Raw genomic sequence first — 12,393 nt, 5'->3', positions numbered from 1 at the left:
GTACGCCGATGCGCAAAGTCGCGCAAGCGGGATCGGGCGGCGCTCGGCGCCGCCCGTCCGGGTCTCAGCGGTTGGCGCGCGCCAGGGCGGCGTGGAGCAGGAGGTTCACGCCCGGCAGGGTCGGCTCCAGGGAGATATCCTCGGCCTCGTTATGGGTGATGCCGTCCCGGCACGGGGTGAAGATCATGCAGGCGGGGGCGACCCGGGCGACGTGGTAGGCGTCGTGGCCGGCCTGGGAGCGCAGGTCCATGGTCGGGATGCCGAGGCGTTCCGCGGTCTCGCGCAGGGTGCCGATCAGGCCGTCGTCGAAGGAGAAGACCCCGAACCCCCATTCCTCGGCGATGGAGATCTGCGTGAGCGAGCGGACGGCGCAGTCGGGCAGGGCGGCGCGCAAGGACGCCTTCATGGTCTCGAGGGTCTCGAGCTCGGGCGCCCGCATGTCGATGAAGAGCTCGGCGTATTCCGAGAGCGTCCCGGGGAGGTTCGGCACCAGGTCGAGCCGGGCGGCGGTGGCCTTGGCGTCGGTGTCGGCATGGGCCCAGCCGATGTCGTTGACCGCCACCGCCACCATGGCGGCGCCGACGAGCGCGTTGTGGCGCTCGCCCATCGGGGTCGGTCCGGTATGGGCGGTGGCGCCCTCGACGGCGATGCGCATGCCGCAGCTCGGATAGCCGCCGGTGACGATGCCGACCGGCACGCCGGCCCGGTCGAGGGCCGGGCCCTGCTCGATATGCAGCTCGAAATAGGCGTCGATGGTGCGTCCGCCGACGGGTTCCGGCCCGCGATAGCCGATGCCGTCGAGGGCGTCGCCGAAGCGGATGCCGTCGCGGTCGCGCCGGTTCTCGACCCAGTCCGGCGTCGCCTGGCCGGACCATGCGAGCGAGCACAGCATCGGCGGCGAGAACCGGGCGCCCTCCTCGTTGGTCCAGTTCACCACCTCGATGGTGCGGCGCGTCGCGATGCCGAGGTCGTCGAGGGTGCGCAGCACCTCCAGCCCGGCGAGGACGCCCAGGATGCCGTCGAAGCGCCCGCCGGCCCATTGCGTGTCGAGGTGGCTGCCGATCACCACCGGAGGCAGGTCGGGCTCGGAGCCCGCCCGCCGCAGCACCATGTTGCCGAGCCCGTCGACGGTGAGCGGGTAGCCGCCCTCCGCGGCCCAGCTTCTGAGCTGGTCGCGCACCAGCCGGTCGGGCTCGGTCAGGGTGAGGCGCCGCAGGCCGCCCCGGGGTCCGGTGCCGATGCCGGCCGACACCATCAGGGTGTCCCACAGCCGGTTGCCGTTCACGGAGAGGTTGGTGGTCATCGCGGGCCTCACGCTACGCGTCGGGGAAGATGCGTGCGCCAGGATGCGAGGGCCGTGCCCGGCGGACAAGCGCCGGGCGCAAGGGGGGTGTGCGGGAGCGCCCTATCCCAGCCGCGCCCGCGCCGCGGCGTATTCCGCCTTCAGCCGGTCGATCACCACGGCGGTGGCCGGCGCGTCGTCGATGGTGCCGACGCCCTGGCCGGCGCCCCAGATGTCGCGCCAGGCCTTGGTGGTGCCCGAGCCGAAGTTCATCTTGGTCTTGTCGACCTCCGGCAGGGCGTTGGGATCGAGGCCGGCGGCGGTCACGCTGGGCTTGAGGTAGTTGCCCGGCACGCCGGTGAAGTAGGGGGTGTACATCACGTCGGCGGCGGTCGTGCCGACGATCATCTCCTTGTAGGCCGGCGCGGCGTTGGCCTCCTGCGTGGCGATGAAGCGGGTGCCCATGTAGGCCAGGTCCGCACCCATCGCCTGGGCGGCCAGGATCGCGTCGCCGGTGCTGATGGCGCCCGACAGGATCAGCGGTCCCTTGAAGAAGCGTCGCACCTCGCTCACCAGCGCGAAGGGCGAGAGCGTGCCGGCATGCCCCCCGGCCCCGGCGCAGACCAGGATCAGCCCGTCGACGCCGGCCTCCAGCGCCTTCTCGGCGTGGCGCACCGTGGTCACGTCGTGGAAGACGACGCCGCCCCAGCCGTGCACGGCCGAGACCACCGCGTCGGGCGCGCGCAAAGACGTGATGATGATCGGCACCCGGTGCTTGCCGCAGACCATGAGGTCGTGCTCGAGCCGGTCGTTCGAGGCGTGGACGATCTGGTTGACGGCGTAGGGCGCGACGATCCGCTCCGGGTCGGCGGCCTTGGCCTCGGCCAGCGCAGCGTCGATCCGGGTCAGCCACTCGTCCAGCGCCTCCTTCGGCCGGGCGTTGAGGGCCGGGAACGAGCCGACGATGCCGTTGACGCACTGGGCGATGACCAGCTCCGGCCCCGAGACGATGAACATCGGCGAGGCGATCACCGGCAGGGCGAGGGCGTGGCGGAGGCTGTCGGGCAGGGACATCGGCGGCGTGGCTCCCGGGGAACTCGTTGGAGAGGTCTCGTTGGGCTCCGGCATCGCACCAGGTCCGGGTCGTGGTCAACGGGAGGCTTGACGGGACCCCGAGCCGTCGGACTCCCTCGGGCGATGCACGCGATCGCGATCCGCCGCCTCCGGGCCGCCGACGGCCCGGCCTACCGCTCGTTGCGCCTGAAGGCGCTCGAACGGCACCCCGCCTCGTTCGGCACCGCCCAGGAGGACGTCGCCGGACATGGACCGGGCTGGTTCGGGGCGCGGCTGGAGCAGCACCTCACCCTCGGGGCGGTCCGGGGCGAGGTGCTGCTGGGCACCGCCACCCTGGTGCTGCAGGAGGGCGCGAAGCTGCGGCACAAGGGCGACGTGACGGGGGTCTACGTCCGGGACGAGGCGCGGGGGCTGGGCCTGGGCGCCGCGCTCCTTCGCCGGCTCGTCGCGGAGGCCCGCCCGCGGGTCGAGGCCCTGCGCCTGACCGTCGAGGCCGAAAACCGCGCGGCCCTGCGTCTCTACGAGGGGCTGGGCTTTCGCCCCTACGGCTGCGAGCGCCGGGCCCTGAAGATCGGGGACCGCTACCACGACGAGGTGCTGATGGAACTCGTCCTCGCGGCCGATCCCGCGTTAGAACCACTCGACGCCCATCACCAGGAGAGCCCGCGTGGTGCTTGAGATCGGAACCCCGGAGGCGGTCGGCCTCTCGTCGGAGCGGCTGGGCCGGATCGTCCCGTGGATGCGGGGCTACGTCGAGGCCGGCAAGCTGCCGGGCCTGTCGGTGACGGTGGCCCGGCGCGGCCAGGTGGTGTTTTCCCACCAGGAGGGCCTGCGCGACCTCGCCCGCGGCCTGCCGATGGAGGCCGACACCATCGTGCGCATCTACTCGATGACGAAGCCGCTGACCTCGGTGGCGATCCTGATGCTGTACGAGGAGGGCTTGTTTCAGCTCGACGATCCCATCACCCGCTTCCTGCCGGAGTTCCGGGACATGCGGGTGCTCGTCGGCGGCAGCCGGGGCAAGCCCGAGACGGTGCCGGCGGAGCGCGACATCACGTTCCGCGATCTCCTGACCCACACGTCGGGTCTCAGCTACGGCTTCATGGACGCGACGCTGGTCGACCGGATGTACCGGGAGGAGGGGGTCGACTTCCAGACCGCCGAGACCTCGCTCGCCGCGGTGGTGGGGAAGGCCGCGAGCCTGCCGCTCCTCGCCCAGCCGGGGGCGGAGTGGAACTACAGCATCGCCACCGACGTGCTCGGCCACCTCGTGGCGGTGATCTCGGGAAAACCCTTCGACGACTTCCTGCGCGAGCGGATCATCCGGCCGCTCGGCATGGTCGATACCGACTTCCACGTGCCCGCGGAGAAGATCTCCCGCTTCGCCTCGAACTACGCGCTCGGCGAGGGCGGCCGGCTGACCCTGATCGACGATGCCCGCGAGGGCCGCTACGCCCGGCCCCGCACGGTGCCGTCGGGCGGCGGCGGCCTCGTCTCGACGGGGGCCGACTACGCCCGGTTCTGCCGCTTCGTCCTGGGTGGGGGCGAGCTCGACGGCGTGCGGCTTCTCGGCGCCAAGACCGTCGAGTTGATGACGGCCAACCACCTGCGCGGCGACCTCGCCGATATGGGCCAGCCGCGCTTCTCGGAATCGAGCTACAGCGGCATCGGCTTCGGGCTCGGCTTCTCGGTGATGCTCGATCCGGCCAGGGCCCAGATCCTCGGCACCCCGGGCGAGGTCGCCTGGGGCGGGGCGGCCTCGACGGCGTTCTGGATCGACCCCGCCGAGGACCTGTTCGTGATCATGCTGACGCAGCTCATGCCGTCCTCGACCTGGCCGATCCGGCGCGAGCTGCGGGTGCTGACCTACTCGGCGATCACCGGGTGATCGGCGCGATCACGGAGTGATCGCCCGCCTCGTCACCCCACCGCCCGGCGGTAGAGGTGCCAGGTGGCGTGGCCGAGCACCGGCAGCACCACCGCGAGGCCGACGAACAGCGACACCATGCCCAGCACGAGCATCCCGGCCACGATCGCGCCCCAGGCGAGCATCGGGCCGGGATTCTCGCGCATCAGCGCCAGCGAGGTCTCGATCGCGGTGCCGGCCTCCACGTCCTTGTCGATGATGAGCGGGATCGAGACGGCGCTGACCGCGAGCGCCAGGAGCGAGAAGGCGGCGCCGACGAGGTTGCCGGCGAGGATCAGCGTCCAGCCCCGGGGCGTGGTCAGCACGTCGCCGAGGAAGGCGGAGACCGACGGCTCGGTCACGCCGCCGTAGAGCGACCAATAGAGCCCCATGGCGGCGCAGAGCCAGGCCGCGAAGATCAGCGCCAGCACCACGCCGACCGCCATCACCGCCCGGGCCGAGCGCCCGTGGAGCGGCGCGAAGGCGTCGGTCCAGGCGGCGGGCAGGCCCCATTCCCGGCGCCGGCTCAGCTCGTAGAGGCCGAGCGCCGCGAACGGCCCGATCAGCGCGAAGCCGGCGGCGAGCGGAAACAGGATCGGGATCAGGTTCTGCTCGAAGGTCGCCGCCGCGACGAGCACGCCGGCGATCGGATAGATCAGCACCACGAACAGGACGTGGGTCGGCATCGCCAGGAAATCGTCGACGCCGCGCGACAGGGCGGCCTTGAGATCCTGAACACCGATCCGCCGCACGGCGGGGCGGGCGGCGGTAAAGCCGTGGGAGAGGGGGAACGAACTCGACATCGCGTGTCCTCCGGGGGAGGGCACCCGCGACGGGAAAGGCCGGGCCGCGTTCGGGCCGTCGTGTCGGCGGTCCTTCAGGCGCCCGGTCCGGCCCGCGGGGGCGCCGGATGGATCGGTCGCATCAAGACTGGACTACTCGTACCGGGCGGACGACATCCGCCGCGTCGCCGGACGGTAGCGCGGGCGCAGGCCGGACGCCAAGGCGGGACCGCACACGATCGCGCGACGGGCCCCGGAACGGGCCCGCTCACCCGGGATGGGCCAGGATGTTGACGAGCCGCCCGAACGGGTCGCGGACGTAGAACCGCCGCACGCCCCACGGCTCGTCCACGGGGCCGTACTCGATCGGAAGGCCGGCGTCCGTCGCGCGCCGGAGCACGGCCTCCAGGTCGTCGACCTCGACCGAGAGGTCGGGAACCGGCGTCCCCGATCCGCCCTCGCAGGCCACGCTGACCTGCGGCAGCGCCGACGCGCCCGAGGCCGCGAAGGTCTGGATCCAGCCGTGATCCATGACCAGGTCGAGGCCGAGCACCCCTTCGTAGAAGCCCCGCGCCGCATCGAGCCGCGTCGCCGGGATGTTGGTCACGATACGCCTCACGGCCATGGCCCGCTCCCTCGTCGCGTCGCATCGGAGCCCGAACGCCCCTGCCTGTCGAGGCCGCGTCCGCCCGCCGATTGCGGTGCGCCCCGCCCCGGGGTGCACCACCGCCCGCTTCCACGCTACAAGGATCGCGACCCGTTCCTCATCCAAGGCCGACCATGCCGAGCACGCCCCGCGCCGCGATCATCCCGGTCACCCCGTTCCAGCAGAATTGCACCCTGCTGTGGTGCGAGGCGACGAAGCGGGCCGCGGTGGTCGATCCGGGCGGCGACCTCGACCGGATCCGCGCGGCGATCGCCAAGGCCGGCGTCACGGTCGAGAAGATCCTGCTCACCCACGGCCACATCGATCACGCCGGCGGGGCGGCGGACCTGCGCGACTCGCTGGGCGTGCCGGTCGAAGGACCCCACCGCGCCGACAAGCCGCTCCTCGACAGCCTGCCCGAGACCGGGGCGGCCTACGGCATCGACGGCGCCAAGGTGATCACCCCCGACCGCTGGCTGTCCGAGGGCGACACGGTGACGGTGGGCGAACTCACTTTCGACGTGCTGCACTGCCCCGGCCATTCCCCGGGCAGCGTCGTGCTGGTGAGCCGGGACGCCCGCTTCGCCCAGGTCGGCGACGTGCTGTTTCGCGGCTCGGTCGGCCGCACCGACCTGCCGGGGGGCGACCACGCCGCCCTGATCGCGTCGATCAAGGAGAAGCTGCTGCCGCTCGGCGACGACGTCGCCTTCATCCCCGGCCACGGCCCGACGAGCACGATCGGCCAGGAGCGGCTGTCGAACCCCTTCCTGCGATAGGAGCCCCCTGATGGATCTGCGCCCCCTCGGCCGTTCCGGCCTCTCGGTCCCGCCCTTCTGCTTCGGCGGCAACGTCTTCGGCTGGACCGCTGACGAGGCGACCTCCTTCGCCCTGCTCGATCGCCTGCTCGAGACCGGCTTCACCTTCGTCGACACCGCCGACGTCTATTCGGCTTGGGCGCCGGGCCACCGGGGCGGCGAGTCGGAGGCGGTGATCGGGCGCTGGCTGAAGGACCGCGGCGCCCGCGACCGGATGACGATCGCCACCAAGGTCGGCATGGACATGGGAGAGGGCCGCAAGGGCTTGCGGGCGGCCTACATCGAGGAGGCCGTGGAGGCCTCCCTGCGCCGGCTCGGGACCGACCGGATCGACCTCTACCAGTCCCACACCGACGATGCCGAGACGCCGCTGGAGGAGACGCTTTCGGCCTACGACCGGCTGATCCGGGCCGGCAAGGTGCGGGCGATCGGCGCCTCGAACTACTCCGCCGCCCGCCTGCGCGAGGCGCTGGCCGTCGCGGCGCGGGAGAACCTGCCGCGCTACGAGAGCCTGCAGCCCGGCTACAGCCTGGCCGACCGCGAGGATTACGAGGCCGAGCTCGAGCCGCTGTGCCGGGAGGAGGGGATCGGGGTGATCTCCTACTTCTCCCTCGCGGCGGGCTTCCTCACCGGCAAGTACCGGCAGGCCGGGGCCGCCGCCGGCCGCGCCCGGGAGGCCCGGGTCTCGCCCTACCTCAACCCGCGCGGGCTCGCCTTCCTCGACCTCCTCGACGCGGTCGCCCGCGACCACGGCGCGACGCCGGCGCAGGTCTCCCTCGCCTGGCTGATCGCCCGGCCGGGCCTCACCGCGCCGATCGCCAGCGCGACCTCGGTGGCGCAGCTCGACGAGCTCCTGGGCGGGGTGCGGCTCGCCCTCGATCCGGCGGCGGTCGCGCGGCTCGACGAGGCGAGCCGCGGCTCGCTCAAGAGCTGACCATCGGCGAGCCGGGACCCGCTCACGGACCGGCGCGGCCCGTTCGCGGATCCTTAACGGGGTGCGGCGAAAGATGACCTCCGGTATGGTCGGCCGGGGGAGGGACGCGAGGGCTCTGTCCAGCCCCCGCCGGACCCTGGAAAAGCGCCCGTACGGCGCCGAAAACCGATGCAATTTCAAGGCGGAATGCTTACATCAGGCAGATGCGGGACCGCCCCCTCGGCGGCCCCCGACCCTTGAGACACGAGACCCAGACGGCGCCGGGGCGAGACACGGCGCCCGCGCCGGCCGCGCCACCCCGCGACGCGCGCCCGCCCGCACCAGGAACCGACATGGCCGAACCCGCCCGCGATCTGACCCCCGACACCTACGGCGCCGACTCGATCAAGGTCCTCAAGGGCCTGGACGCGGTGCGCAAGCGGCCGGGCATGTATATCGGCGACACCGACGACGGCTCGGGCCTGCACCACATGGTGTACGAGGTCGTCGACAACGCCATCGACGAGGCGCTGGCCGGCCACGCGACCCACGTCACCGTCACCCTCAACGCGGACGGCTCCTGCACGGTCTCCGACAACGGCCGCGGCATCCCGACCGACATCCACCCGGAGGAGGGCGTCTCGGCGGCCGAGGTCATCATGACCCAGCTGCATGCCGGCGGTAAGTTCGACCAGAACTCCTACAAGGTCTCGGGCGGCCTGCACGGCGTCGGCGTCTCGGTGGTGAACGCCCTGTCGTCCTGGCTGCGCCTGCGCATCTGGCGCGCCGGCCAGGAGCACGCGATGGAGTTCCGCCACGGCGACGCCGTGGCGCCGCTCGCCGCCGTCGGCCCGGCCAACGACCGGCGCGGCACCGAGGTCAGCTTCCTGCCCTCGACCGAGACCTTCACGCAGGTCGAGTTCGACTACGCGACCCTCGAGAAGCGCCTGCGCGAGCTGGCCTTCCTCAATTCCGGCGTGCGCATCGTGCTGACCGATGCCCGGCACGCCGAGCACAAGCGCGACGAGCTGGTCTATGACGGCGGCGTCGAGGCCTTCGTGCGCTACCTCGACCGGGCGAAGCCCGCCCTGATCGAGGCGCCGATCGTCCTGCGCCAGGAGCGCGACGGCATCGGCGTCGAGGTCGCCCTGTGGTGGAACGACAGCTACCACGAGAACGTGCTCTGCTTCACCAACAACATCCCGCAGCGCGACGGCGGCACCCACCTCGCGGGGTTCCGCGCCGCCCTGACGCGGCAGATCACCGGCTACGCCGAATCGAGCGGGGTGACGAAGCGCGAGAAGGTCTCCCTGACCGGTGACGATTGCCGCGAGGGGCTGACCGCGGTGGTCTCGGTCAAGGTGCCGGACCCGAAATTCTCGTCCCAGACCAAGGACAAGCTCGTCTCCTCGGAGGTGCGTCCCGCCGTCGAGGGCGTGCTCAACGAGACCCTGGGCAGCTGGCTCGAGGAGCATCCGAGCGAGGCCCGCACCATCGCCGCCAAGGTGGCGCTGGCGGCGGCCGCCCGCGAGGCGGCCCGCAAGGCCCGCGACCTCACCACCCGCAAGGGCGCCCTCGATATCGCCTCGCTGCCCGGCAAGCTCGCCGACTGCCAGGAGCGCGACCCGTCGAAATGTGAGATCCTGCTGGTCGAGGGTGACTCCGCCGGCGGCTCGGCCAAGCAGGGCCGCGACCGCACCTTCCAAGCTGTTCTGCCGTTGCGCGGAAAAATCCTCAACGTCGAGCGGGCGCGGCTCGACAAGATGCTGTCGAGCCAGGAGATCGGCACGCTGATCACCGCGCTCGGCACCGGCATCGGCCGGGACGGCGCCCACGCCTTCAACCCCGACAAGCTGCGCTACCACCGCATCATCATCATGACCGATGCGGACGTCGACGGCTCGCACATCCGTACCCTGCTGCTGACGTTCTTCTTCCGCCAGATGCCGGAGCTGATCGACCGCGGCCACCTCTACATCGCCCAGCCGCCGCTCTACAAAGCCCAGAAGGGCAAGACCGCGCTCTACCTCAAGGACGACCGGGCGCTCGAGGACTACCTGATCGACGGCGGCGTCGACGGGGCGGTGCTCAAGCTCGCCACCGGCACCGAGTTCGGGGGCGCCCAGCTGAAGACGCTGGTCGACGAGGCGCGCGGCGTGCGCCAGATCCTGCACGGGATGCACTCGCGCTACGACCGCGTCGTGGTCGAGCAGGCGGCGATCGCCGGGGCGCTGCGCCCGTCGGTGGCCGGCAACCCGGCCGAGGCCGAGGTGGTGGCCGACGAGATCGCCCGGCGCCTCAACGCCATCGCGGACGAGATCGAGCAGGGCTGGGAGGGCGAGGCGAAGGACGGCGGCTACGTGCTGTCGCGGACCTTACGCGGCGTGCGCCAGGTCGCGGTGCTCGACGAGGCCCTGATCCACTCGCAGGAGGCGCGCCGCCTCGACGAGCGGGCGGAAACCCTCAGCGAGATCTACGGCGCCCCCGTCACGCTGGTGCGGCGCGGCGACCAGACCATGCTGTACGGCCCGGTGGCCCTGTTCGAGGGCATGATGGCGCTCGGCCGCAAGGGCCTGCAGCTGCAGCGCTACAAGGGCCTGGGCGAGATGACCGCCCAGCAGCTCTGGGAGACCACGCTCGACCGCGACGTGCGCTCGCTGCTCCAGGTGAAGGTCAAGGACACGACCGACGCCGACGACCTCTTCGTCAAGCTGATGGGCGACGTGGTCGAGCCGCGCCGGGAATTCATCCAGGAGAATGCCCTCAACGTGGCCAATCTCGACGTGTGATGGTGAGATCAATCTGCCTGTACCCATAACAGCTCCAGTTTGACCCAATTGGGCTACAACGGGAGCTGTTTTTCACCCAAAAGGCCCATCCATTCGCTAGTTTACACCCATATTGCTTGGGACCCGTCTGGTTGCGGCTGCTGAGCGGCTCGCTTCCGAGTTGCAGGACAACGGCCTCCGCAGCAAGGACCATCCGAATAATTTCGGCTATCGGGAAAGTTAGGATGATACCCGTGTTTCACGACTCTCCGTCGCGGCGGCCGTCCCGGGGTGAGCCGGGCGCTTCACCGCCGTCGGCCGGAGCACGAGCCCCGGTCGACGGCGTTGGCCGAGGCGCGACACCGCGTGGCCCGGCCCGCTGACGCTGGACGTGCCATCGGACCCAGAGGTGACCTCCGGGTGCGGTCGGCGGACGCCAAGGGCCGCCGATTTGATTTCCCGATGAACCGCCCGCCACGTCCCCACCTGTCGCAACCGCGCGAGCGCGGCCGCATTGGGCACGCCCGAATCCTTCCACAGGCTCGGGAACGCCTCAGAGCATGGGAATGGCAGGAGATCCTTCTCCACCCCGCCCTTGGGCAGGGAGCCGTTCAGGCACGCCGCGCGGGTGCGCGCGCGCCAGTCCAGTTCGGCCAGGCCGCGCCGCCCGATCTCGGCGGCCGCCGCGCAGGCCTCCGGGAGGGCGAAGGTCACGTTGCCGATGGTCGTCGAGTAGCCGGCCCACACGGTCACCAGCGACGCCTCGCGTAGGCCCAGCCTGTGCTCCAGCATCGCCTTCAGCCGGTTCCGGTCCCACGAGTTGAGCTTGTGGTTCAGCGAGCGCGAACGCCCGCCGGAGCGGAGCTTTCCGAGCCCCTCTTCCATCGCGACCAAGCCGACGCCGTGCACCTCGCACAGGCCCACGGCCAGGCCCGCGACCTTCGCCAGCGCCTCGGTGACGAGCTCGGGCGAGGCGCCGCGCGGCAGGTCGAGACTGACCAGGCGATGGTCGATGACATGGGTGGCGGGGAGGCTGCGCAGGTCGCCGCGGTTCTTGACGACGATGAGGCCGATCAAGCCCGGGTTGAGGTCGATGCCGAGGCAGCGGCCAGGCAGTGCCGTGATGGCTTGCCCCCACTCGGGGTGGACGGGGCGGCGGACGTCCGCCCAGCGGAACGGAGGCGGCTTCCAGCCCTCGCCCCGCGGCCGGCCGCGGGGCTTGTGCCCCTTGGCGGCGAGGCGGGCGTCGTCGTCCTGCTGGAGCGTGACGCCGGCCGGCAGGCGGCGCAGGTCGGCGGGGTCAAAGATCACCGACAGCCTGTCGTGACCGAGCCTGAACTCGACGTTGATCTCGCCGGCGGCGGCGAGCGCGGCGACGGCGCGGAGGAGCTCGCCGCGCTTGCCGCGCATCTCCGGCAGGGCCAGGACGACCGCGTTCACCGTCGAGACGACCGAGGTCGTGGTGATCACGCCGTCCGTCGGAGAGGCGGTGGGCGGCGACCTGGGCGTGGAGGCGCTGCTGACGCTGTCCACCGGCGAGCGCATCCCGAACGTCCGTCCCGCCTCGCGGCGCGAGATCCGCGTCTCCCGCCGGGCGCTGGCACGCTGCCGCAAGGGGTCGAACCGGCGGCGCAGGTCAAGGCGCGGCTGGCGCGGCAGCTTCGCGCCGTGGCCAACACCCGCGAACAGCATCTCCACCGCGTCTCGGGGCGGCTGGCGCGCGAGCACCCGCTCGTCGTGCCGGAGGACTTGCGCATCCGGAACATGACCCGCTCGGCCGCGGGAACGGTCGAGGAGCCGGGGACGAACGTCGCACAGAAGAGGGGGTTGAACAGCTCCATCCTGGACGCGGGATGGGGCAAGCTCGTGCAGTTCGTCCGCTACAAGGCTGAGAGAGCCGGTGGCGGGTTGATCTGCGTCGATTCCCGCGGGACGTCGCAGGAGTGCCGGCGATGCGGGGCGGTGGCGGCGAAGCCGCTGTCCCTGCGCCGGCACGTCTGCCCGTGCGGGCTGGACGAGCACCGCGACGTGAACTCGGCCGGGGTGATCCGGGACCGAGGTCTTGCGGTCAAGGCCGCAAGCGAGGGGGGTCAGCCCCTCGGGGACGCCGACGTGGGCCGTCGGGCCGTGCGTCGTCCCGGGACGCTCGCCGCCGCCTGAGGGCAGCGCTGGAGAACGTTAGGAGGGGTCATCAACCCCAAATGACG

The 12,393-nt window shown here is 71.7% G+C and carries 11 protein-coding genes; 6 read left to right on the top strand and 5 right to left on the bottom strand.

Annotated elements, in window-relative coordinates:
• Nucleotides 1-64: 64 nt before the first annotated feature.
• Both V3T34_RS01595 and V3T34_RS01590 read right to left on the bottom strand, forming a co-directional pair.
• Nucleotides 65-1,303 (bottom strand): Zn-dependent hydrolase, encoded by a 1,239-nt coding sequence (locus tag V3T34_RS01595; RefSeq protein ID WP_305078906.1) that lies wholly within the window; start codon nt 1,301-1,303, stop codon nt 65-67.
• A gap of 102 nt (nt 1,304-1,405) precedes the next feature.
• A complete protein-coding gene (locus V3T34_RS01590; protein WP_060847621.1) occupies nt 1,406-2,356 on the bottom strand; it encodes an NAD(P)H-dependent flavin oxidoreductase in 951 nt (316 codons plus the stop codon).
• Nucleotides 2,357-2,479: 123 nt separating this feature from the next.
• On the opposite strand from V3T34_RS01590, the gene V3T34_RS01585 reads away from it, so the two are divergent.
• Nucleotides 2,480-3,034, top strand: coding sequence for a GNAT family N-acetyltransferase (locus tag V3T34_RS01585; RefSeq protein ID WP_305078905.1), 555 nt, complete (start codon nt 2,480-2,482; stop codon nt 3,032-3,034).
• Entirely contained in the window at nt 3,027-4,244 is a 1,218-nt protein-coding gene (locus V3T34_RS01580; RefSeq protein ID WP_305078904.1) for a serine hydrolase domain-containing protein, read from the top strand. The genes V3T34_RS01585 and V3T34_RS01580 overlap by 8 nt, the downstream gene beginning before the upstream one ends.
• Nucleotides 4,245-4,276: 32 nt before the next feature.
• Here V3T34_RS01580 and V3T34_RS01575 read toward each other — a convergent pair whose 3' ends face one another.
• Together V3T34_RS01575 and V3T34_RS01570 are read right to left on the bottom strand one after the other, a co-directional pair.
• Nucleotides 4,277-5,065 (bottom strand): DUF2189 domain-containing protein, encoded by a 789-nt coding sequence (locus tag V3T34_RS01575; RefSeq protein WP_331369088.1) that lies wholly within the window; start codon nt 5,063-5,065, stop codon nt 4,277-4,279.
• Nucleotides 5,066-5,312: 247 nt separating this feature from the next.
• The gene (locus tag V3T34_RS01570) at nt 5,313-5,669 is read right to left on the bottom strand and encodes a VOC family protein (RefSeq protein WP_305078902.1); all 357 of its coding nucleotides are present in this window, start codon (nt 5,667-5,669) and stop codon (nt 5,313-5,315) included.
• Between the two features lie 155 nt (nt 5,670-5,824).
• Between V3T34_RS01570 and V3T34_RS01565 the strand changes: the two genes are divergently transcribed.
• The 3 genes from V3T34_RS01565 to gyrB all read left to right on the top strand — a co-directional run bounded on the left by V3T34_RS01565 (nt 5,825) and on the right by gyrB (nt 10,207).
• The gene (locus tag V3T34_RS01565; RefSeq protein ID WP_305078901.1) at nt 5,825-6,466 is read left to right on the top strand and encodes an MBL fold metallo-hydrolase; all 642 of its coding nucleotides are present in this window, start codon (nt 5,825-5,827) and stop codon (nt 6,464-6,466) included.
• 10 nt (nt 6,467-6,476) lie between these two features.
• Nucleotides 6,477-7,439 carry an aldo/keto reductase gene (locus V3T34_RS01560; protein WP_305078900.1) on the top strand — a complete coding sequence of 321 codons (963 nt, stop codon included), beginning with the start codon at nt 6,477-6,479 and terminating at the stop codon, nt 7,437-7,439.
• Between the two features lie 332 nt (nt 7,440-7,771).
• A complete protein-coding gene (gyrB, locus tag V3T34_RS01555; RefSeq protein WP_060847626.1) occupies nt 7,772-10,207 on the top strand; it encodes a DNA topoisomerase (ATP-hydrolyzing) subunit B in 2,436 nt (811 codons plus the stop codon).
• Nucleotides 10,208-10,426: 219 nt separating this feature from the next.
• Here gyrB and V3T34_RS01550 read toward each other — a convergent pair whose 3' ends face one another.
• Nucleotides 10,427-11,884 (bottom strand): hypothetical protein, encoded by a 1,458-nt coding sequence (locus tag V3T34_RS01550; protein WP_305078899.1) that lies wholly within the window; start codon nt 11,882-11,884, stop codon nt 10,427-10,429.
• Between V3T34_RS01550 and V3T34_RS01545 the strand changes: the two genes are divergently transcribed.
• Entirely contained in the window at nt 11,855-12,346 is a 492-nt protein-coding gene (locus tag V3T34_RS01545) for an RNA-guided endonuclease InsQ/TnpB family protein (protein ID WP_145984737.1), read from the top strand. The genes V3T34_RS01550 and V3T34_RS01545 overlap by 30 nt on opposite strands.
• Nucleotides 12,347-12,393: the final 47 nt, after the last annotated feature.

It is taken from the genome of Methylobacterium ajmalii (genome assembly GCF_036448855.1).
Classification (GTDB): Bacteria; Pseudomonadota; Alphaproteobacteria; order Rhizobiales; family Beijerinckiaceae; genus Methylobacterium; species Methylobacterium ajmalii.
The sequence above is the reverse complement of the archived record's forward strand: the minus strand, read 5'-3'. Positions and strand labels throughout refer to the sequence as shown.